Source organism: Nocardia asteroides, from assembly GCA_019930625.1.
GTDB lineage: Bacteria > Actinomycetota > Actinomycetes > Mycobacteriales > Mycobacteriaceae > Nocardia > Nocardia sputi.
The window spans coordinates 4902371-4927014 of the sequence record CP082844.1; the positions used below are offsets into that span (position 1 = coordinate 4902371).

Sequence of the window (24644 nt, forward strand, 5' to 3'; positions counted from 1 at the left end):
TGACCGGCGCGGCGAAGAGCAGGGGCAGCGCCGCCTCGGAGTAGACGAAGTGCATATAAAAGCCAGATTTCGGATGCGGTGGGCCGACGCCCTTCCGCCGTGCTGCGACGCGTCCGGGTATGAATGAGGGGTCATGCGATGAATCTGAAGTCAGACGGAACCGCCGACGGCGATCTGGGGCTGATTCCGCTCTCGAGTGCGCAGTACGGCATGTGGCTCGCGGACCACATGCCCGGCGGACCGGCTGTCAACATCGCACAGTACGTCGAGATCGAGGGCCCGGTGGACCTCGACGTGTTCAACCGGGCCGTGAACGCCGCCGGGCACGAAACCGAGTCCCTTCTCGTGCGCGTGGTCGAATCCGACGGCCGCCCATACCAGTACGTCGACCGCGGCATCATCCACGACGAGCCGCTGCTGGATTTCAGCGATGCGGAGGATCCGGTCGCGGCGGCGATGGAATGGATGCGTCGCGACTACAACACCAAGGTGGTCGACCTCGGCCGCGACCGGCTCACCGCGACCAGGCTCATCCGGGTCGGCGAAAACCACTACTTCTGGTACGGCCGCGCACACCATCTGGTGATCGATGGGTACGGCGCCTTCAACATGCTGACCCGGATGGCCGAGCATTACAACGCCCTGCTGGAGGGCAGGCCGCCGACGCGACTGGACGCGGCCAGCCTGCGCGAGATCGTCGAAGCGGAGCAGGCCTATCGCGCCAGCAGGCGGTACGAGACGGACAAGGCCTACTGGCTGAACAAGGTTTCCGATCTTCCGACGCCGGTGAGCCTGTCCGGCCGCACTGCCCGGGCAGGCAAATTGGACCGCGTGGCCGGGCTGCAGCTGCCCGCGCTCCTGTCCGACCGGCTCGATCGCTTCGCCGCGGAGGTGAACGCGTCCGCCGCGCAGGTGGTGATCGCCGCGTTCGCCGCCTTCCTCGCCCGGATGACGGGCACCGACGACGTCGCTCTGTCGATGCCGGTGACGGCGCGAGTGACCAAGCGCCTGCGCAACGCCGCCGCGATGCTGGCGAACATGGTGCCGATTCGCTTCGCTGTGCGGCACTCGACCACCGTGGAGGAGCTGGTACGCGCCTCGGTGTCCGAGCTCGTCTCGGCGATGCGCCACCAGCTGTACCGGTTCGAGGATCTGCGCCGCGACTCCGCCGCGCTCGACGCGTCGGCGAACTCCTTCGGACCGATCGTGAACATCCTGTTCTTCGACTCGGAGATCCGCCTCGGCTCGGCCGCGGGCCGTTACCGCGCGCTGACCTCCGGCGCGCTGGACGATCTGCAGTTGAACCTGTACCGCTCGGGGGCGGACGCGCCGCTGCTCATCGAGTTGCACGGTAACGCCAACCTCTACCGGCAGGGCGAACTCGAATCGCACGCGGATCGGTTCGTCGATTTCCTGCACCGGATGATGGAGTCGCCCCTGGACACCCGCATCGGCGACATCCAGCTCGTCGGGCCCGCCGAGGAACTGCGCATCGTGGAGGAGCTCGCGGGCCACGACGGCCGATCCCCCTCCGCGACACTGGTGGATCTGCTGGCCCGGCAGGCTGCGGCCACCCCGTCCGCGCCGGCCGTCACCTCGGACGACACCACCTTCACCTACCGCGAACTCGACGAACGTTCCAACCGGTTCGCCCGCAGGCTCATCGCGCTCGGCGCGGGACCGGAATCACTGGTGGCCATCGCGATGCCACGCGACGCCGATCTGATCGTCGCCGCGCTCGGTGTGCTGAAATCGGGCGCCGGGTACCTTCCGCTGGACACCGCCCACCCGGCCGAGCGGCTGGAATACGTGCTTGGCGACGCGAACCCGATCGCCGTGGTGACGAAGCCGGGCATGCGCGAGCAGGTGCCGGGTGATCCCGGCCGCGTCGTGCTGTTCGACGACGTTCTCGCCGCGGAGCAGGCCGCGGACCCGATCACCGATGCCGAACGGACCGGGCCGCTGCGTCCCGACCACCTCGCCTACGTCATCTACACCTCCGGATCGACCGGCCGGCCCAAGGGCGTCACGATCACCCACCGGGCCGTGTCCACCTACCTGGTGAACTCGTGCGCCGAGATCGGTATCCGGGCCGGCGACGTCTGGACGTTGTTCCATTCCTTCGCCTTCGACTACTCGGTGTGGGAGATCTTCGGCGCCCTGGTCACCGGAGGCCGGGTCGTCGTCGTGGACAGCCTCACCTCGCGCTCGCCCGATGACGTGGTGCGTCTCGCGGCGCGGGAGAAGGTCACGGTCTTCAGCCAGACGCCTTCGGCGTTCTACCAGTTCGCGGCCGCGCGTCAGCGGTACGCGCACGCCGGGGAGCCCGAAGGCGAGTTGTCGCTGCGGTTGGTCATCCTTTCGGGTGAAGCTCTCGATCCGGCCGCCCTGGCCGACTGGTACGAACACAATCCGAATCTGCCTGTGCTGGCCAATAGTTACGGGATCACCGAGACCACCGTCTTCGTCACCTACACCGGCCTCACCCCGGACATCGCCGTTCCGGGCGCACCGAGCACCGTGGGTCCGGCCCTGCCGGGCTTGCGCACGTATGTCCTCGACGAGCGGTTGCGTCCGTGCCCGCTCGGCGCCTGGGGCGAGATCTACGTAGCGGGCACGCAACTCGCGCGCGGCTATCTCGACCGACCGGCGCTGAGCGCGGGACGTTTCGTCGCGAATCCGTTCGGGCAGCCCGGCGAGCGCCTGTACCGGAGTGGCGATGTCGCGCGCTGGAATCACGAAGGCGAACTGGAATACCGCGGCCGTGCCGATCAGCAGGTGCAGTTGCGCGGATTCCGGATCGAGCTGGACGAGATCCGCAACGCCCTGCTCGGCCACAGCAGCGTCGCCGCGGCGGTCGTGGTCGTGCATCTGCCCGGCACGGAGGCGGCCCGGCTCGTCGGCTACGTCGTACCCGCCGTGGGCGCCGCCTGCGAGGCGGACGACCTGCGCACGCACGTCGGTGGGCTGCTGCCGGAATACATGGTGCCGTCGAGCATCGTCGTCATCGACGCGGTGCCGCTGACGGTGAACGGCAAGGTCGACTACCGGGCACTGCCCGAGCCGGTGTTCGATTCGGCCGCCGCGTACGTCGCGCCACGCACCGTCGTCGAGGAATCGATCGCGGACGTCTTCGCGGAGGTCCTCGGCACGGACCGGGTGGGCGTGCTGGACAGCTTCTTCGAACTCGGCGGCAACTCGATCACCGCGACCAGCGCGGCGGTGCGCATCGCGGAAGTGACTCGTTGCGACGTGTCGGTCCGTGATCTGTTCGTCAAACAGACCGTCGCCGAACTCGCCGCTCATCTCGAGGACGCTCGCCGCTCCGCCAGGCCCGTGCTGCGGGCGGCGGCCAGACCGGAGCCCATCCCGCTGGCACCCGCGCAGAATCGGATGTGGCTGGTCAACCAGACCGACCCGACGTCCGCGGCCTACAACATCCCGCTGATCGTGCAGCTGACCGGGCGGCTCAACGCCGCGGCGCTGCGTGCCGCGCTGACCGACGTGATCGACCGGCACGAATCGCTGCGCACCGTCTACCCCGCCGTCGACGGGGAAGGAACACAAGTCGTCCTGTCGGCCGACGAGGTCGTCGCCGGTCTCGACCTGACCCCGCAGCCGACCGATCCGGACGACATCGACCATCGGATTCGCGAGCTGGCATCGGTCGGGACGGATCTTCGCGAACGCGCGCCGATCCGGGTGGCGCTGCTCGCGACGGCCGACCGCAGGCGGCATGTCCTCGTCGTCGTCCTGCACCACATCTGCTGCGACGGCTCCTCCCTCCGGCCGCTCGCGGCCGACGTCGCCGTCGCCTACGAGGCACGGGCGGAGGGCAAGATCCCGGACTGGGAGCCTTTGATCGTCCAGTACGCCGACTACAGCATCTGGCATCGCAGCCTGCTCGGCGACCCGGACGATCCGGATTCTCGGTCCGCCCATCAATTGCGGTATTGGTCGCGGCAATTGGCGGGGATGCCGCCGGTGCTGGAACTGCCCGCGGACCGACCGCGTCCAGCCCGCCGATCCATGCTCGGCGACGTCGCCGACACCGTGATCCCGGCCGAGACCTTCGCCGGGATCGAACGTCTGGCGCGCGCGGCCAACGTCACCACGTTCATGGTCGTCCACGCCGCGCTGGCCGTGCTGCTGGCCCGGTTGTCGGGTTCGGCGGACATCACCATCGGCACGCCGGTCGCCGGACGCGGCGAACGCGCGCTCGAGCCACTCATCGGCATGTTCGTCAACACCGTGCCGCTGCGCACCGAGGTGTCCTCCGAGGAGTCGTTCACCGAGTTCCTGGCCCGTGTCAAGGACATCGATGTCGATGCCTTCGCCAACAGCGACGTGCCCTACGAGCGCGTCGTGGACGAACTGCATCCGAAACGGTCCATGGCGTACGCGCCGCTGTGCCAGGTGTATCTCGCATTCGAGAACATGGACCGGGCGAGCTTGGAGTTGTCCGAGCTCACCGTCGAACTCCTGGATCCGGGGCCCGAACCGGCGAAGGTGGACATCATCGTCACCGTCGCCGAGAACACCGCAGCGGGTGGGGATGTCGCACTGCGGATCAACTACGCGACCGACCTGTTCGACCGGGAGACCGTCGACGAGCTCGCCGAGCGGCTGAACCGGGTTCTCGACGCGTTCGTGTCGAATCCGCGGGCGCGGGTCGGTGACGTGGATCTGTTGTCCGGCGTCGAGCGACTGGGTTTGGTCCCGGCCTCCGGCGGTCGTGCCGAGACGCCCCGGGTTCTGGCCGACGTCCTGCTGGTCGGCGATCGCGGCACGCCCGCCGTGGTGTCGGGGGATCGGGTGCTCTCGTACGGGGAGTTGGACGAGTGGTCCAACCGCCTCGCGCGGGTGCTGATCGAATGGGGTGTGGGGCCGGGGGATCAGGTCGCACTGGCTATGGGGCGGTCGGTGGAGTTCGTCGTCGGTGTGTGGGCGGTGGCGCGGGCGGGCGCCGCGTTCGTGCCGATCGACCCGCGCTATCCCAGCGAGCGGGTCGCGCACATGGTCGCGGACGCGGAGGTGGAGGTCGCGCTCACGGTCGAGACTTCGTGCGCTCTGCTTCCCGGGCACGTGCGGCAGCTGGTGCTCGACCATCCGGGCACCGAAGCGTTCATCGCGGCACAGTCACCGGCCGCGGTGACCGACGCGGACCGCGTGCGCGCTTGCCGCGTGGCCGACGCGGCCTACGTGCTCTACACGTCGGGCTCCACCGGCAAGCCGAAGGGCGTGGCGGTCACCCACGAGGGCCTGGCGAATTTCGCGATCGAACAGCGCGAACGGTATCGCGTCGACCGCAGGTCACGGGTGCTGCAGGTGGCGGCCCCGGGTTTCGACGCGGTCATGCTGGAACTGCTGATGGCCCACGCGAACGGTGCGGTGCTGGTCGTGTCACCGCCGGAGGTGTTCGCCGGCGCGCAGCTGGCGGAGTTGATTCGCGCGCACGAGGTATCGCACGCGTTCGTGACCCCGAGCGTGCTGGCGACGATGTCGCCCGCCGGGCTCGATTCGCTGCAGGTGCTGGTGGCCGGCGGCGAAGCGGTGCCGGCCGAGACGGTCGCGGTGTGGGCGCCGGGACGGCGCCTGCACAACGGATACGGACCGACCGAGACCACGATCATGGTCGCGATCAGCGATCCGCTGTGCGTCGGCGACCCGGTCACCATCGGCGGCCCGATCCGCGGCATCGACGCGGTGGTATTGGACGACCGGTTGCGGCCCGTCCCCGTCGGGGTGACCGGACAGCTGTACGTCTCAGGTGTGCAGCTCTCGCGCGGATACCTCAATCGGCCCGCGTCCACGGCCGCCACTTTCGTCGCCAACCCGTACGGCCCCGCGGGTACCCGGATGTACGGCACCGGTGACCTCGCGCGCTGGACCACCGAGCACACTTTGGAATATCTGGGGCGCACCGACTTCCAGGTCAAGATTCGTGGCCAGCGCATCGAGCTCGGCGAAATCGAAGCCGTTCTCGCCGGACACCAGGCGGTCGCGGCCGCGGTCGTGGTAGGCGTGCCCACCGACGGCGGAACACGACTGGCGGCGTACGTGGTGCCCGCCGACGGCGCCGTCGATACCGCGGAGCTGACGAAGTACGCGGCCCAACGCCTGCCCTCGCACATGGTGCCGGACACGACCATGGTGCTCGACACCCTCCCGCTGTCGTCGGTGGGCAAGGTCGACCGCGCCGCGCTGCCGGAACCCGAGTTCGCCCCCGCCGTGGAATTCGTCGCACCGCGCAACGCGACCGAGCAGATCGTCGCCGACATCTGCGCGGGCGTGCTGGGCATCGAACGCGTCGGCGTGCTGGACAGCTTCTTCGATCTCGGCGGCAACTCGCTGTCGGCCACCCGCGCGGCAGCGCAGCTCAGCGGCGCGTTCGGCGTCGAGGTTCCCTTGCGCGCGATCTTCGAGACCCCGACCATCGGCGCGCTGGCGGAGCGCCTGCGCAGCGCGGACGCGGCGACGCGGGAGCCCCTGGTACCGCAGGAGCGTCCGGACCGGATCCCGTTGTCACCCGCCCAGGCCCGCATGTGGTTCCTCAATCAATTCGACACGAGCTCGCCGGTGTACAACATCCCGCTGGTCGTGCGGATGTCGGGCGACCTCGACGTGGCGGCGATGCACGCGGCGATCGCGGATGTGCTCGAGCGGCACGAGGCGCTGCGGACCGTCTATCCGGACAGTGACAGCGGACCGCATCAGGTGATCGTCCCCGTCGAGGCGGCGCTGCCGCCGCTGGCACCGGTGACGGTCGCGGCAGGCGAGGTCGAGGCGCGCGTCGTCGCGGAGGTGACGGTGGGCTTCGACGTCACCACCGAGGTTCCGTTCCGGGTGGCGCTGTTGCGCACCGCGCCCGACGAGCACTCCCTGGTGCTCGTCGTCCACCACATCAGCTTCGACGGGTCCTCGCTCGCGCCGCTGGCAGCGGACCTGATGACCGCGTACAAATCCCGTGTCCGGCGCCAGCCGCCGCAGTGGGCGCCGTTGCCCGTGCAGTACGCGGATTACGCGCTGTGGCAACGAAAACTGCTCGGCACGGAGGACGACCCGCACAGCCCGACCGTCGCCCAGACCCGATACTGGCTCGCGGCTCTCGCCGATCTGCCGGAAGTTCTCGACCTGCCCACCGACCGCGCGCGGCCTGCCAAGCAGTCCTTCCACGGTGGGACGGTCTCGGCGACGCTGCCCGCGGATCTCCACCGTGAGGTGGTCTCGCTGGCCCGCCGCCACGACGCGACGGTCTTCATGGTGATGCACGCGGCATACGCGGCGCTGCTGGCGCGGCTGTCCGGTACCGGGGACATCGCGGTGGGCACACCGATCGCCGGTCGTGGCGAGCAGGGACTCGACGGCCTGGTCGGCATGTTCGTCAACACGCTGGTGTTGCGGACCTACATCGAGCCCGGCGCGTCCTTCGTCCGGATCCTGGATCAGGTCCGGGCCACCGACCTGGCCGCCTTCGAGAACGCCGACATCCCGTTCGAGCGTCTCGTCGAGGTGCTGAATCCGCCCCGCTCGACGGCGCACGCGCCGCTGACGCAGGTGGGTTTCTCGTTCCAGAACATCGAGATCCCCACGGTGGAATTCGAGGGCCTGACGGTGTCGGCCCAGATGGCCGACCCGAGCGTGGCGAAGTACGACCTGCACCTGAATCTGGTCGACGCCTTGGAACCGGTCGGCGAACCGGGCGACATGGCAGTGGAATTCGGTTACGCCACGGATCTGTTCGACGAGGCGACGGTCACCGCGATGTTCGAGCGCTACCTGCTGTTGCTGCGCGCGATCGTCCTCGATCCCACCTGCCCCATCGGCGACATCGATCTGCTGACCGCGCAGGAGTCGAGCCGGCTCCGGATGCGGTCGGCCGGGGTGGCGACACCGCTGCCCGCGGTGACGATCGCGGATCTGTTCGCCGCGCAAGTGGCGGCCACGCCGGAGCATACGGCGGTGCTCGACGACGTGAGCGGCGCCCGTCTCGATTACCGGGACTTCGGCGCGCGGGTGAATTCGCTGGCCCGCGCGCTGATCCGCCGCGGCGTCGGCCCGGGGACCGTCGTGGCGGTGGCGATGCGGCGCTCGGTCGATCTGCTGGCCACGCTGTACGCCGTTCATGCCGCGGGCGCGGCCTACCTGCCGCTGGATCCGGATCACCCGGTCGACCGCGTGCGCGCCGTCCTCTCCGCCGCACGTCCGGTTGCGGTCCTGACCCGGCCCGACGACCAGGCGAGCTTGCCCGGTGACGTGCCGGTGTGGGCGCACGCGGAGCTCAAAGCCGAGCACGAGGACTCCTCCGCGGTGACCGACGCGGACCGGACCCGGCCACTGCGCCCGGAGGATCTGGCCTATGTCATCTACACCTCCGGCTCGACGGGTGTGCCCAAGGGCGTGGCGGTCCCGCACGCCGCGGTGGTGAACCAGCTGCGCTGGATGCACGATCACTACCGGCTCGACGGCGACGACGTCATGCTGTTGCGGACGCCGGTGACATTCGACCTGTCGGTCTGGGAGCTGTTCTCGGCGCCGACCTGTGGCGCGGCAGTGGTCGTCGCAGGCCCTGATGCCCACGGCGACCCGCGCGAGGTCGCTCGGCTGATGGCCGAACATCGGGTGACGACGGTGGATTTCGTGCCGTCACTGCTGTCGGCGTTCCTCGAGGTCGCTACTTCGCGTCGGTTCCCGGCGCTGCGCCGTGTGCTGTGCATCGGCGAGGCGCTTCCGACCGAAACCGTTCGGCGTTTCCGGGATTTCAGCGATGCGCGAATCGACAACCTGTACGGCCCGACGGAGGCCGCGGTCAGTGTCACGGCCCATCGGATCGACACTGTCGAGGGCGTGGCCGTGCCGATCGGCGTTCCGGAAGCGAACGTCACCGTTCATGTGCTGGACTCCCGGCTGCATCCCGTTCCGGTCGGCGTGACCGGTGAGTTGTACCTGGGCGGCGTACAGCTGGCTCGCGGATATCACGAACGACCCGGCCTGACCGCGGCGACGTTCGTCGCGGATCCCTTCGGCGCCGGGGGCGGGTCTCGGCTCTACTGCACCGGCGACCTCGTTCGCTGGGACGAAGCCGGCGAGCTGCGCTATGTCGGCCGCGCCGACACCCAGGTGAAAGTGCGCGGCCTGCGCATCGAGCTCGGCGACATCGAAGCCGCGCTGATCGCGCACGAGCAGGTGCACGCGGCCGTCGCGCAGGTATGCGCCGACGGGGGCGAGCAGCGGTTGGTCGCGTATGTCGTCGCGGACGCGACGCTCGACGTCAGGCAGGTGCGGAGCTTCCTGTCGGACCGGCTGCCCGCCTACATGGTGCCCTCGTCGGTGACCCGGATCGACTCCGTGCCGCTCAATGCGAACGGCAAGGTGGACTACCGGGCGTTGCCCGAGCCGGACCCGAGTGCCCAGGTGGCCGAGTTCCGTTCGCCGCAGGGCCTGGTCGAACAGGCGATCGCCACGGTCTTCGCCGAACTCTTCGACCGGCCCGAGATCGGCGCGGACGACAATTTCTTCGAGCTGGGCGGCAACTCCCTCGTCGCGACTCGCGCGCTGAGCCGCATCGGTGACGTCGTCGACGTGACGATCCCGGTCCGAGCGATCTTCGAGGCCCCGACCGTGGCCGGCTTGGCCGAGCGTGTCGCCCGGTTGCGCGCGGTTCCGAGCCTTCCCGCGCCCACCCGGGTCCCGCGGCCGGACCGGATCCCGCTGTCGCACGCGCAGACACGGATGTGGTTCCTCAACCAGTTCGATCCCGCCGCACCCGGATATGTCGTGCCGCTGGCGATCCGGCTGGACGGCGCGCTCGATCCGGCCGCCTTGGCGGCCGCTGTCGGCGATGTCGTGGAGCGGCACGAGAGTTTGCGCACCATGTATCCGGCCGTCGACGGCACACCCACCCAGGTCGTGCTCGACACCGAGGACGTCTTGGCCACCTGCGATCTCACCCCGCAGGCGGTCGGCGAGCGGGAACTGCCGCACCGGCTGGCCGAATTCTGCGGTATCGGATTCGACGTGGCGAAGGCCGTGCCGCTGCGCGTCGCGCTGTACCAGTTGTCGGACGCGGCGTGGACGATCGCGCTGGCTGCCCACCACATCAGTTGCGACGGATTCTCGGTGGCTCCGCTCGCCGCCGACCTGGTGGTGGCGTATCGGGCCCGTTCGGGCGGTGCCGCACCGGCCTGGGCGCCGCTGCCGGTGCAATTCGCCGACTACGCCCTGTGGCAGCGCGCGGTGCTCGGTTCGGCGGATGACCCGGACTCCTATGTGGCCCGCGACATCGCCTACTGGCGACAGCAGCTCGCGGGGGTGCCGGATCTGCTGGAATTGCCGACCGACCGGCCCAGGCCGCTCGAACAGTCCCAGCGCGGCGCGGTGCTGCACGTCGCCATCCCCGGCGAACTGCAGGGGCGGGTGGAGTCGCTGGCGCGGCGAGCCGGAGCCACCACGTTCATGGTGGTGCACACGGCGCTGGCGGTGCTGCTGTCCAGGCTCTCCGGCAGTGCCGATGTCACCGTCGGGGTGCCGCACGCGGGCCGTGGCGACCGGTCGCTGGACAACCTCGTCGGCATGTTCGTCAACACCTTGGTGATGCGCACCCGGATCACGCTCGATCAGACCTTCGCCGGTCTGCTGGAGGAGGTGCGGCGCACCGATATCGAGGCCTTCGACCATGCCACCGTGCCGTTCGAGCAACTGGTGGACGCGCTCAACCCGGTGCGATCCACCGCCCACACACCGTTGTTCCAGGTGCTGCTGGCCTACCAGAACATGACTCGAGCTCGCGTCGAGCTTCCGGGGCTCACCGTGGAGAACGTGGACCCGGGCGACAGCGCGGCGATCTACGACCTGTTGCTCATGATGAGCGAAGGCCACGGCACGCACAACGAGCCGACCGGCATGACCCTGCGCCTGACCTACGCCACGGACCTCTTCGACGAGGACACGGCACGGTGCTTCGCCGACCGATTCGTCCGTGTCCTCGACGCCGCGGCCCGCGACGCCGAGTGCACCGTCGGCGAGATCGAGCTTTTCGGCGCGGCGGAGCGGTCCGAGGTGCTGGAACGGTGGAACGACACCGGTGGCTCCGCAGCACCGGGCCGGACGCTCGTCGACATGTTCGACGAACAGGTCGCGCGCACCCCGGACAGTACGGCGATCCGGCTCTCGGATGGCACCGCGTGGACTTACCGGGACTTCGACGCCCGTGTCAACCGCCTCGCCCGATGGCTCATCGCGCGCGGCGCCGGGCCGGAAACGATTGTGGCGGTGGCCGTCCGTCGGTCGGCCGAACTCGTCACCGCTGTCTACGCGGTGGTCAAAGCGGGCGCCGCGTTCCTGCCGATCGACCCCGACCATCCGAGCGCGCGTATCGCGCACGTGCTGGACGCGGCCCGTCCGCTGGTGGTGCTCACGACCGCGGCCGACAGCGCGGATCTGCCGAGCGGATTCGAGTGCGTGCCCCTCGACCGGCTGGACGTGACGAACCTGTCCGCGGCCAGGGTCACGGATGCCCAGCGGCGCATGCCGCTGCGGCCCAACCACCTCGCCTACGTCCTGTTCACCTCCGGGTCCACCGGCGTCCCCAAGGGGGTGGCCCTGACCCATGCCGCCACCGTGAGCCAGTTGGCGTGGGCGCAGCGGCAGTGGCCGCACGACACCTCCGACGCGGTGCTCCACAAGACGCCGATCACGTTCGACATCGCCGTGTGGGAGTTGTTCTGGCCGTTGCAGACCGGTGCGCATATCGTCGTCGCCGAACCGGACGGACATCGCGACCCCGCTTACCTGGCAGACGTCATCGCCCGGCGCCGGATCACCACCGTGCACTTCGTCCCGTCGATGCTCGATGTCCTGCTCGAATCCGTGGGCGCGGCACGACTGCCTTCGATCCGGCGGGTCTTCGTCGCGGGTGAGGCGCTGGCGCAACGCACCGTCGACGACGCGGCGCAGGTCTTCGCGGGAGCCGAGCTGGTGAACTGGTACGGGCCCGCGGAGGCGGAGGTGGTCACGTCTGCGCGGTGCGCACCGCACGCGACGACCGCCACGACGGTGCCGATCGGAGCGCCCGCGGCAGGCATGAAGGTCTACGTGCTGGATTCGCGGCTGCGGCCGGTGCCGGTCGGGGTCGTCGGCGAACTGTACGTCTCCGGCATCCAATTGGCGCGCGGGTACCACGCGCGCGCCGACCTCACCTGCCGCGCCTTCGTCGCGAACCCGTTCGGTGTGGCGGGGGAGCGGCTGTATCGGACCGGTGACCTGGTCCGGTGGCGGAAGACGGGGGAGCTGGAGTACCTGGGCCGCAGCGACTTCCAGGTGAAGGTGCGCGGTCAGCGGGTGGAGCCCGGTGACATCGAAGCCGCGCTGCGTGCGGTGCCGCAGGTGGCGCGTGCGGTGGCCATCGTGACGACCGAGCGCATCGTCGGATACGTGACGCCGGTGCCGGGCGCGGTGCTCGACGGGCGCGCGATTCGCGAACAACTGACGCGCACCCTGCCCTCCTACCTGGTTCCGGACGGTGTGCAGGTGCTCGATGCGATGCCGCTCACCGCGAACGGCAAGCTCGACCGTTCGGCGCTGCCCCAACCGGTGTTCGACACCGGGGAAACCTTCGTATCGCCGCGCACCGAGGCCGAGGCCGTGCTGGCTCGCCTGGTCGCCGAACTCACCGGGGCCGACCGCGTGAGCGTGACGGCCAACGTCTTCGAAATCGGTGTGAACTCGCTGTCGGCTGCCCAGCTCGCGGCGCGTGCCCAGGCAGCCGTCGGTGTCGACGTCGGCATCAAGGACGTTTTCGACGCTCCGACGATCGCCGCACTCGCCCAACGTATTTCGACGCGCACCGGGTCCACCGTGGCGCCGCTGACGGCACGGCGACGCCACGGGGTCATCCCGTTGGCGGCGGCGCAACGGCGGATCTGGTTCCTCAACCAGATCGACACCGGCTCGGCGGCCTACAACATCTGCTTCGCGGCCCGCTTGACCGGCCCGCTGGACATCGATGCGCTGCGGGCCGCATTCCTCGACGTGGTGACCAGGCACGAGCCCTTGCGGACGGTGTTTCCGCTCATCGAGGGCGACCCCTGCCAGGTGGTGCGAGACGTCGCGTCCATCGCCGCCGATGTGACGTTCGAACCGGAGCCGGTCTCCGGAGAGACGGAACTGGGCGACCGGATCCGGGATGCCGTGGAGGCGGGCTTCGACATCGCCGACGCGGTGCCCGTGCGGGCGCGGCTGTATCGCACCGCCTCCGAGGAGCACGTCCTGGTGGTGGTGGTCCATCACATCGCGGCCGACGGCGCATCGATGGCTCCGCTCGCCCGCGACGTATTCGCCGCGTACGGGGCGCGGGTGAGCGGCCATGCGCCGCAATGGCAGCCGTTGGAGATCCAGTACGCCGACTACGCGCTGTGGCAGCGGGAGATGCTCGGCTCCGAGGACGAACCGACATCGCTGATCGCGCGTCAGATCGAGTACTGGACCGACGCGCTCGACGGCGCTCCGGAGCTGCTGGCCCTGCCGACCGACCGCCCGCGTCCCGCGACCGTTTCGATGGACGGCGGCAACATCCGGTTCGAGCTGCCCGCGCGGCTGCACGACGACATCGTGCGGCTGGCCCACCGCGAGGGCGTCACCATGTTCGTCGTCCTCCACGCGGCCTTGGCGATCCTGCTGGCGCGCACCGCGCACAGCGACGACATCTCGGTCGGCACCCCCGTCGCCGGTCGCGGCAGGCCGGAACTGGACGATCTGGTCGGCATGTTCGTCAACACGGTGGTGCTGCGGACGCGCATCGAGGACGACCGGTCGTTCCGGGAACTGCTGGCCCACGTGCGCGATGTCGACCTGGAAGCGCTCGCCCACGCCGATCTGCCCTACGAGCGGCTGGTCGAGGTCATCGGCCGTCCGCGTTCCACGGCGTACTCGCCGCTGTTCCAGGTGATGTTCGGGTTGCAGAACACCCGGGCTGCCCGGTTCGAGCTGCCCGGCATCGGTGTCGAAGTCCTCGATCCCGGTATCGCGCAGGCCAAGGCCGACCTCACCGTGCTGGTGACCGAACGCCGCGACGGCGACCAAGCCGCCGGGATCGACGGCGAGATCATCTATGCCACCGATCTCTTCGTCGAGTCGACAGCGCGTTCACTCGCCGAGAGGTTCGTCCGCGTGCTGGAAGCGGTCACCTGTGATCCGGCCCGTCCGATCGGCCGCATCGGCCTGTTGAGCGCCGCCGACACCGAACGATTGGTGCCCGCGCGGGGCGGCGAGGCCGCACGGCCTTGCTTGCTTCCGGATGTGCTGGACGCGGCCGTGGCCACCGACCCGGCGGCGGTGGCCCTGATCGGGGGCACCGGCACTCTCACCTACCGGGAGCTCGATCGCAGGGCCAACCAGCTCGCCCGCCGGCTGATCACACGAGGCGCGGGGCCGGGCGTGTTCATCGCGCTGGCCGTGCCACGGTCGGTCGACTATCACGTCGCCATGTGGGCCATCGCGAAGACCGGCGCCACATTCGTCCCGGTGGATCTGCGCTACCCGGTCGAGCGAATCGCGCACATGGTGCACGATTCCGGTGTCGAGATCGGGCTCACGCTCGCATCGGCACGCACGTCCCTGCCGGATGTCGTGCGCTGGCTGCTGCTCGACGATCCCCAAACGGCGGACGAGATCGCGGCACAGTCCGATCAGCCGGTGACGGATGCCGACCGCGGACGCGCACTGCGGCTCCAGGATGCCGCGTACCTGATCTACACGTCCGGGTCGACGGGCACCCCGAAGGGTGTCGTGGTCACCCATGCCGGGCTGGCGAGCTTCGCGGCCGAGCAGCGGGAACGCTACCGGGTCGACAGCACGTCCCGAGTGTTGCAAGTGGCGGCGCCCGCGTTCGACGCGGTGCTGCTCGAAGCGTTGATGGCACACGCGGCCGGTGCGTCGTTGGTCGTGTCACCGCCGGAGGTGTTCGGCGGACCCGATCTGGCGGAGCTGATCCGGACGCATCAGGTGTCGCATGCGTTCCTGACGCCGAGTGTGCTGGCGACCATGTCACCGGCCGGTCTGGAATCGCTGCGGATGCTCGCCGTAGGCGGTGAGATGGTGCCCGCGGAGTTGATCGCCACCTGGGCGCCCGGACGGCGACTGCACAACATCTACGGCCCGACCGAGACGACGATCGTGATCACGATGAGCGACCCGGTGCGGCCGGGCGATCCGATCGCGATCGGCGGCCCGATTCGTGGCGCGCAGGCGTTGGTGCTCGACGCGCGATTGCGTCCGGTGCCGGTGGGAGTGGCGGGGGAGCTGTACCTTTCGGGCGCACAACTGGCGCGCGGATACCTCAACCGGCGCACGGCCACGGCCGGTGCGTTCGTCGCCGATCCGCACGGTGAGCCGGGTGCACGGATGTACCGCACCGGTGACATCGTCCGGTGGACCGCGCAGCACACTCTGGAATACGTCGGCCGCAGCGATTTCCAGGTCAAGATTCGCGGTCAGCGCATCGAACTCGGTGAGATCGACGCCGCGCTGCTCACCCACCCGCAGGTGGCGGCCGCGGTCACCGTGAGCCGCACCGGCCCCGGCGGGCAGCCGCTGCTCGCCGCGTACATCGTCACCGAGACCGGAACGATCGTGGATCCGGCCACCGTGCTCGACCACGTCGCGTCGGTACTGCCCGCGCACATGGTGCCGTCGGCGCTGACCGTGCTCGACCGCATGCCGATCACCTCGACCGGCAAGGTGGATCGCAAAGCGCTGCCGGAACCGGTCTTCCGAGCCGCCGGAGACGACGCGGTGGCGGCGTCGACCGATCTGGAGCGCACCATCGCGGTCGCCTTCGCCGACGTCCTCGGCATCGCGTCGGTCGGTGTCACCACGTCGTTCTTCGCTCTCGGCGGCGATTCCATTCTGTCCATCCAGTTGGCTTCCCGTTTGAAGTCGGCGGGCGTCATCGTGACGGCGCGCGACATCTTCGAGCACAAGACCGTCCGCGGCCTGGCTCGGGTCGCCGCGGCCGCCGAACGGGTCTCGCTCCCGGAGCTGCCGGGTGGCGGCGTGGGCGAGATCCCGTTCACGCCCGTCGTTTCCTGGTTCACCGAGCGCCTCGGCGCCGCCCCGCGGTTCGCGCAGTCGATGCTGGTGCGCTTGCCGCGTGACGCGCGAGTCGGCGACGTGACCGCGACGGTGCGGGCCGTGCTCGAACAGCACGACATGCTGCGCGCGAGGCTGTGCGACCAGCGGTTGGAGGTGCCACCGGCAAGCGCCGCCGACGCAGAAGGCTCGGTGCGCACTCACACCTTCGGCGCCGACCGGGTTCCGGGCAGCGAAGGTTTCACCGCGGTGGCCGAAGCGGCGCTCGCCGAGGCCTCCGACCGCCTCGACCCGGCTGCGGGCCGGATGGTGCAGGTCGTGTGCCTGCTGCCCGAGCCGGGCGTCGACGCCGAAGCGCGCGCCCTCGTCGTCATCCATCACCTGGCGGTCGACGGTGTGTCGTGGCGGATCCTCATCCCGGACTTCGCGACCGCCTGGCAGCAGGTCACGCGAGGACGAGCGGTGGAGTTGCCCGCGCAGGGCACCTCCATGCGACGCTGGGCGCACGCGGTCGCCGACGCCGCCGCGGGCCGCGCCGAGGAATTCGAGCTGTGGCACCGGATGGCCGCGGCCCCCGATCCGCTGCTGGGCAGTGCGGTGCTGGATCCCGCCCTCGACACGCACTCGACGGTCCGGCATCTGACGGTGACCCTCCCGGTGGAGACCACCTCGGCCTTGCTGGACGCGGTCCCGAGGGCCGTGCACGGCAACGTCGACGACGCGTTGCTGGCCGGCCTGGCCGTGGCGACGACACGCTGGCGCCACCGGCGTGGAGTCGCGCACGCGGGCTTGAAAGTACTGCTGGAGGGCCATGGACGCGCCGAGCAGATCGCCGAGGGCGCGGATGTCTCACGCACGGTGGGGTGGTTCACCAACACCTATCCGGTGGCGCTCGACCTGAGCGGGGTCGAAGCGCGGGATCCGCGTGCCGCGGTGAAATCCGTGAAAGATCAGCTGCGCCGCATTCCGGACAAGGGAATCGGCTACGGCCTGTTGCGCTACCTGCACACGGACACGTCCGCGCGGCTCGCGGCACTGCCGGAGCCGCAGATCGGTTTCAACAATCTCGGCCGGGTCGGCGTCGATCTCACGACGCTGTCGGATCTCGCGTGGATCCCGACCGACGAGACGTTCGACCGGCGGTCGGCGTTCGATCCGGACATGCCCGCGGCGGCGGCCGTCACGATCGATGTGAACATCGTGGACACCCCGGCCGGACCGCGTCTGACAGCACACGTCGGCTACGCCTCCAGGCTGCTCGAACACGACGACGTAGCCGAACTCGTCGACGAATGGGTCGACGCGCTCACCGAGATCACCGCGGCGGCCCGTGCGGAGGAGGATTGGGGCTTCTCCCCGGCCGACGTTCCGCTCGTCGAGGTCACCCAGACCGACCTGGACGCCTTCGCCGGCCGCTACGGATCCCTCGCCGATGTCTGGTCGTTGGCGCCGTTGCAAGCCGGGTTGCTGTTCCACGCCGAGCTCGCGGCGGGTGATCTCGACGTCTACACCGCGCAATCGACACTCACCCTCGCCGGCGTGATCGATGAGCATCGGCTCGAGCGTGCCGCGGCCGCCCTGCTCGAGCGTCATCCCAACCTGCGAGCGGCCTTCGTCCGGACGGCGGACGGCATTCCGGCGCAGGTGATCCCAGCCGCTTCGGTCGGGCGCTGGCGGCGGGTCGACCTGCGGGACGGCACGACGACACCGGAGGAACTGATCGCGGCCGAGCGGGCGGTACCGTTCGATCCCGCCGATCCGCCGCTGCTGCGGTTCCTGCTCATCGCCGTGGCGCCGCAGGAGTTCCGCCTGGTGCTGACGGCCCACCACCTGCTGCTGGACGGCTGGTCGTTGCCGTTGCTGTGGCGCGAGCTGATCGGCCTGTACGCCGTGGGCGCGCGCGCGGAGCTGTTGCCCGCGGTGGCGTCCTACCGCGGCTACTTGGAATGGCTGGATCGGCGCGAACCGTCCGCCGGAATCCAAGTGTGGCGGGAGGTCTTGGGCGATTTCACCGAACCCACCGTGGTCGCCGACGCGCGGACGCACACGACGGTCGGCATCCCGGTCGACTCGGCCGTCGTGCTCGATCGCGCAGTCACCGCCGAGCTGGTGGAGTACGCCCGCGCTCGAGCGGTGACCATGGCGACGATCGTGCAGTTCGCCTGGGGCGTGGTGCTGGGTAACCTGCTCGGCGTCGAGCGCGTGGTGTTCGGTGGCACGGTCTCGGGACGCCCCGCCGAACTGCCGGGCGTGGAGTCGATGATCGGCCTGTTCATCAACACGATTCCGGTCGCCGTGCACGTCCCGCGGGCATCAACCATCGAGGAGGCGCTGCAGCGGTTGCAGGCGGACAACACCCGTCTGCTCGATCACCACGACGTCGAGCTGTCCCGGATCCTGTCGGCCGTGGACGCTGCCCAGCTGTTCGACACGCTGGTCGTCTTCGAGTCCTACCCGGTCGACAGCAGCGGTCTGGGCGAGGCGGACATCGACGGCATGCGAGTGATCGCGGCGGACGGCAGCGACGCCGCGCACTACCCGATCACCGTTCAGGCCCACCAGGACGACCGGTTGCACGTCAGGATCCGCTACCAGCAGGCCCGTGTCGACGACCGGACGGCCGCCGCTCTCGCCGCCCGTCTGGAAACGGTGCTGCGCGCCATCCCGGCCGAACCGCGGGCGCTGTTGGGCGCGGTCGACCTGTTGTCCGCGGCAGAGCGCCGCGCCCTGGTGCCTGCCACGGGCGGGCAGGCGCGGTCGGCCTGTGTGCTGGCGGAGTTGCTGGCCGCCGGTGCGGCGACGAATCCCGATGCGGCAGCGGTCGTCTCGTGTGCGCGGACGATGTCGTACGCCGAGCTGGACGCCTGGTCGAATCGCGTCGCCCGCGCGCTGATCGACTGGGGCGTCGGCCCCGGCGATCAGGTGGCGTTGGCGATGGCGCGGTCGGTGGAATTCGTGGTCGGCATCTGGGCCGTGGCCAAGACGGGCGCCGCGTTCCTGCCCGTCGATCCGCGGAATCCGGCCGACCGCGTGGGACACATGCTCGCCGATTCCCAGGTGCGGGTTGCGGTCACGGTCGCGGCGTCGCGGGAGCTGGTCCCGGATCCCGTCCGGCGGCTGGTGCTCGACGATCCGGCGACCCGCGAGGCGATCGCGGGCCGGTCGGCGGAGGCGGTGACGGACAGCGACCGGCTGCGGACGCCGGATGTTCGCGACGCGGCCTACGTCTTGTACACCTCGGGCTCGACCGGGACGCCGAAGGGAGTCGCGGTCACCCACGAGGGCCTGGCGAATTTCGCGGCCGTGCAACGTGTCCGATTCGGCGCGGACAGCCGCTCGCGCGTGCTGAACGCCTCCGCTCCCGGTTTCGACGTCGTGGTGCTCGAGATCCTGCTGGCCCACGCCAACGGCGCGGTACTGCTGGTGCCGCCACCGGATGTGTTCGGTGGTCCCGAGCTGGCGGAATTCATTCGGGCACAGCGGGTATCGCACTCGTTCATGACCCCGAGCGTGCTGGCGACGATGTCGCCGGAGGGGTTGGATTCGCTGCGGGTGCTGGTGGCCGGTGGCGAGGCGGTGACACCGGAGATCGTCACAGTGTGGTCGCCGGGCCGTCGACTGCTGAACGGGTACGGCCCGACCGAGACGACGATTCTGGCCGGAATCAGTGCTCCGCTGAATCCCGGTGAAACCGTCACGATCGGTGGGCCGATCAGTGGCGTCGAGGCCGTAGTGCTGGACGCGTGGTTGCGGCCGGTGCCGGTCGGGGTGGCCGGTGAGTTGTATCTGGCGGGCGTGCAACTGGCCCGCGGATACGTGAACCGGCCGGTGGCGACATCGGGCGCATTCGTCGCGAATCCGTTCGGTGCGGCGGGGTCGCGTATGTACCGCACCGGCGACTTGGCCCGCTGGACACCGGAACACACCTTGGAATACCTCGGTCGCAGCGACTTCCAAGTCAAGATCCGCGGTCAGCGCATCGAACTCGGGGAGATCGAAGCCGTCCTGGCCGGACAACCCGGTGTGGAACACGCCGTGGTCGTGCTGCGGAAGGATGAGCGCGGTATCGGCCGGCTCGTGGGCTACCTCGTCGGTTCCGAGGACTTGGATCCGGAGGAGATCAGGGCCGCCGCGCGGCTGCGGTTGCCCGCGCACATGGTGCCCGACGCGTGCGTGGTGCTCGCGGAGTTCCCGCTCACCAGGACCGGGAAGCTGGACCGCATGGCGCTTCCCGCGCCGGAATTCTCGGCGGCGCGAGCCTGGGTCGCCCCGCGCACGGAAACCGAACGGCAGGTGGCGGAAGTGTTCGGCAACGTGCTGGACATCGACCGCGTCGGTGCCACCGACAGTTTCTTCGACCTCGGCGGCAATTCGCTGTCGGCGACGCGCGTGACCGCCCAGTTGGGCACGGCGCTCGGAGTCGGCCTCGGCGTCCGTGACCTGTTCGAAGCGCCGACCGTCGCGCAGCTCGCCGCCCGTGTGGCCACCTCCGAGCGGACCGACCGGCTGCCGCTGGTACCGCGCACCCGTCCCACACTGGTTCCGCTGTCGCTGGCACAGCAGCGGATGTGGTTCCTCAATCAGCTCGACACCTCCGTCGGTGCCTACAACATCCCGCTGGTGATCCGGCTGAAGGGCGAACTGGACATCTGTGCGTTGCGGCGCGCGTGCGAGCTGGTCATCGAGCGGCACGAATCACTGCGGACCAAGTTCCCGACCACCGACGGAACGCCTCATCAGGTCACCGTTCCCGCCGAGGCGGTCCCGGCGACGCTGACCGCGGTCACGGTCGAGGCGGAGCGGCTGATGGAGCGGGTGCTCGCCACGGTCTCGGCGAGCTTCGACGTGACACAGGCGCCCCCGCTGCGCATGGAGTTGTTCCGGCTCGACGAGCACGAGCACGTGCTGGTCATCGCCGTGCACCACATCTGCGCCGACGGACAGTCCATGCTGCCGCTCGCGCGGGACGTGGCGGTGGCCTACCAGGCGAGCAAGCACGGGACGCCACCGTTGTGGCCCGCTCTCGCGGTGCAGTACGCGGACTACACCCTGTGGCAACGGGACGTCCTCGGTGACGAGCGCGACCCCGGCTCGGTCATGGCACAGCAGTTGCGGTTCTGGAAGGACACGCTCTGCGGCCTGCCCGAGCTGCTCGAGTTGCCCACCGACCTGCCGCGGCCGCCGGTGGCGTCCATGCGCGGCCGAACGGTCGATTTCGAGATCTCCGCGTCGTTGCAGGAACGAATCGGTGCGGTCGCGCGGGCGGCGAACGCGACGGTCTTCATGGTCATGCACGCCGCGCTGACCGCCCTGCTGTCGCGGCTGGCCGGTGTCACCGATATCGCGGTGGGCACGCCGGTGGCGGGCCGAGGGGAACGCGAACTCGACGATCTGATCGGCATGTTCGTCAACACGCTCGTCCTGCGGACGCAGGTGTCGCCGCGGGAGTCGTTCGCCGATCTGCTCGCCGCGACCCGCGAGACGGATCTGGCCGCGTTCGCGCATGCCGACGTGCCCTTCGAGCAAGTGGTGGAGGCGCTGAATCCGCCGCGTTCCACCGCGCATCTGCCGCTGTATCAGGTGACGCTCGATGTCCAGAACCTGAGCAAGGCCGCCTTGGAGCTGCCCGGGCTCACCGTCGAGCCGGTCGAGAACGGTTTCGAACCGGCGCAGGCCGACTTGAACCTGAACCTGGTGGAGCAATCCGGTGACCAAGGGCATCCGGACGGCATCCGGGGACGGCTGACCTATGCCACCGATCTGTTCGTCGAGGCGACGATGACCCGGTTCGCGCAGGCCTACGTGCGGATCCTGGAAGAGGTGACCGCGAACCCGGCGGTCGCGGTCGGCGACATCGACCTCGTGGACCCGGCGCAGCGTCGCGAACTGCTCGACGCGGCCGGTGACGCCGGGGTCGCGGTGGCTGACACGACCCTCGCGGAGTTGTTCGCCGCCCAGGCCATGGCGCGGCCGGACGCAGTCGCGGTGACCGACGGTGCGTCACAGCTGACCTACGCCGAACTCGATCGGCGCGCCGCCGCGGTGGCGGCTCGGCTGGCCGAGCAGGGCGTGGGTCCGGAAACACTGGTGGCCGTGGCATTGCCGCGCACGGCCGACCTGGTAGTCGGCCTGCTCGGCGTCGTGCGCGCGGGGGCGGGATATCTGCCGCTGGACGTCGCGTATCCGCCGGAGCGACTGCGATTCATGCTCGACGACGCTCGCCCGGCCGCGGTGCTGACGTCGGCGGACCTGTCCGCGGCAGTGCCGGAATGCACCGCGCCGGTACTGCTGGTCGAGGATTGCCGGAGCGACAGCGCGGCCGTGCCGGCCGCGGTATCGGGTGTGCGGCCGGGCAACGTCGCCTACGTGATCTACACGTCGGGATCGACCGGCCGCCCGAAGGGTGTGACGGTCAGCCATCGGGAAGCGGTCACTTTGTTCGCCAACGCGGCCGAGCGGTTCGACGTGGGACCCGACGACGTGTGGACGATGTTCCATTCGTACGCATTCGATTTCGCGGTGTGGGAGATCTGGGGCGCGTTGCTGTCCGGCGGCAAGGTCGTCGTGGTCGACTACGACACGTCCCGGTCGCCGGAGGCGTTCGTGGACGTCGTCGCCCGGGAGCGCGTGACGGTGTTGAGCCAGACACCGTCGGCGTTCTACGGATTCGCCGAGGCGGAGCGCCGGTATCGCGAAGCCGGTTGTCCGGCAGGTGATCTCGCGCTGCGCTATGTCGTCTTCGGTGGCGAGGCGCTGGATGCGTCCCGGTTGGGCGACTGGTTCGCGGCGCATGCGCCGGGAACGCCGCGGCTGATCAACATGTACGGCATCACCGAGACGACCGTGCACGTGACGTTCTCCGAGGTCACCCACGCCGACTCGGCGGGGATCGGTTCGCCGCTTCCCGGGTTGCGGGTATACGTCCTCGACGACCGCCTGCGTCCGGCGCCGATCGGTGTGGCCGGGGAGATCTACGTCTCCGGTGGCCAGCTCGCGCGAGGTTATCTGGGCGCGCCCGCCCTGACGGCGGGACGATTCGTGGCCGACCCGTTCGATCCCGACGGCGCCCGGCTCTACCGATCCGGGGACGTGGGCCGGTGGCGGAATGCCGCCGGCGGGCTGGAGTTGGTGTACGCGGGCCGGGCCGACGCGCAGGTGCAGTTGCGCGGGTTCCGCATCGAGCTGGGCGAGGTGGAGTCGGCCCTGCTGAGGCATCCGCTCGTCACTCAGGCCGCTGTCACGGTGCACCGGCACGATCGCGGTGTGGATCAGCTGATCGGCTACGTCGTCGGCATCGACGGCGAGCGGATCGACCCGGCCGAGGTCCGCGAGACCGCAGCGGAGGTGCTGACCGGTTACATGGTGCCCGCGGCGATCATGGTGCTGCCCGCACTGCCGCTCACGGTCAACGGAAAGCTCGACCGGAAAGCACTGCCCGCTCCCGCGTTCGAGGAGTCGACGGAGACGTTCGTCGCGCCGCGGACCCACACCGAGAAGGTGATCAGCGAGGTCTACGCGCTGGTCCTGGGCGTCGGGCGGGTCGGTGTTTCGGACGGGTTCTTCGATCTCGGCGGCAACTCGCTACTGGCGACGATGGTGGTCACCGAGTTGCGCACGCGCGGTGTGACGATCCAGTTGCCGTGGATTTTCGACGACGCGACGCCGAAAGCCCTGGCGGCCAGGGCCGACGGCGCGGCAGGAGCCTCTGGGCTGCAAGTGTTGCTGCCGCTGCGTGCGCACGGCGCGAAGCCGGCGATCTTCGCGGTGCACCCTGCGGGCGGGCTGGCGTGGTTCTACGGCGGAGTGGTCGAACATCTGCACAGGGACCGGCCGTTGTACGGTTTGCAGGATCCCCATGTCGTAGCGGGCGAACCGGGTGCGCATTCCGTCGATGAACTCGCCGAACGCTATGTGGCCGAGATTCGCCGAGTGCAGCCGAGCGGACCGTATCACTTGCTCGGATGGTCGTTGGGCGGTGCGATCGCGCACGCCGTGGCGGTCCGGCTCCAGCGAGCGGGACAGCGCGTCGGCATGCTGGCCATGATGGACAGTGCTGTCGGCGACTCGGAGGCGCTGGCCGCGTCGATGAGCACCACCGCGGACCAGCCCGCGCCGGGTGAGCTGATGGCCGATCTGCTCGGTGGCTGGCGAGAGCTGTTCGATCTCGGCGCCGAGGTGACAGCGGACACCCACGAGCGGGCATGGGCGGTGATCCGCGATCAGGTGACCGCCAGCGGAATGTTCACCGCCGAACAGGTCGACCGGGTGATGGAGAGTTTCCAGACCGCGGCCGGCATCGCCCAGGAGTACCGACCGGAGGTTTTCGACGGCGACCTGGTCTTCTTCACCGCGGGCAAGGACCGCGCGGACCACGACGCCGTCGTGCGGACGTGGCGGCCCTTCATCACCGGTGACCTGCACAACACGGTCGTCGACGCACGTCATCTCGAATTGACTCACCCGCACGCCCTGGCTGTCATCGGCCCGATCCTCGAACGGTTCTCGAACGCCGATTCGGCCTGAGCCTGCGCCGCCGCCCCGAACGCGGTCGGCTCGAT

1 protein-coding gene is annotated in these 24644 nt (G+C 69.7%); it reads left to right on the forward strand.

Translation table 11 applies throughout. The features are described from left to right. Positions 1-138 precede the first annotated feature (138 nt). The gene (locus tag K8O92_22685) at positions 139-24609 is read left to right on the forward strand and encodes a non-ribosomal peptide synthase/polyketide synthase (protein ID UAK30692.1); all 24471 of its coding nucleotides are present in this window, start codon (positions 139-141) and stop codon (positions 24607-24609) included. Positions 24610-24644 lie beyond the last annotated feature (35 nt).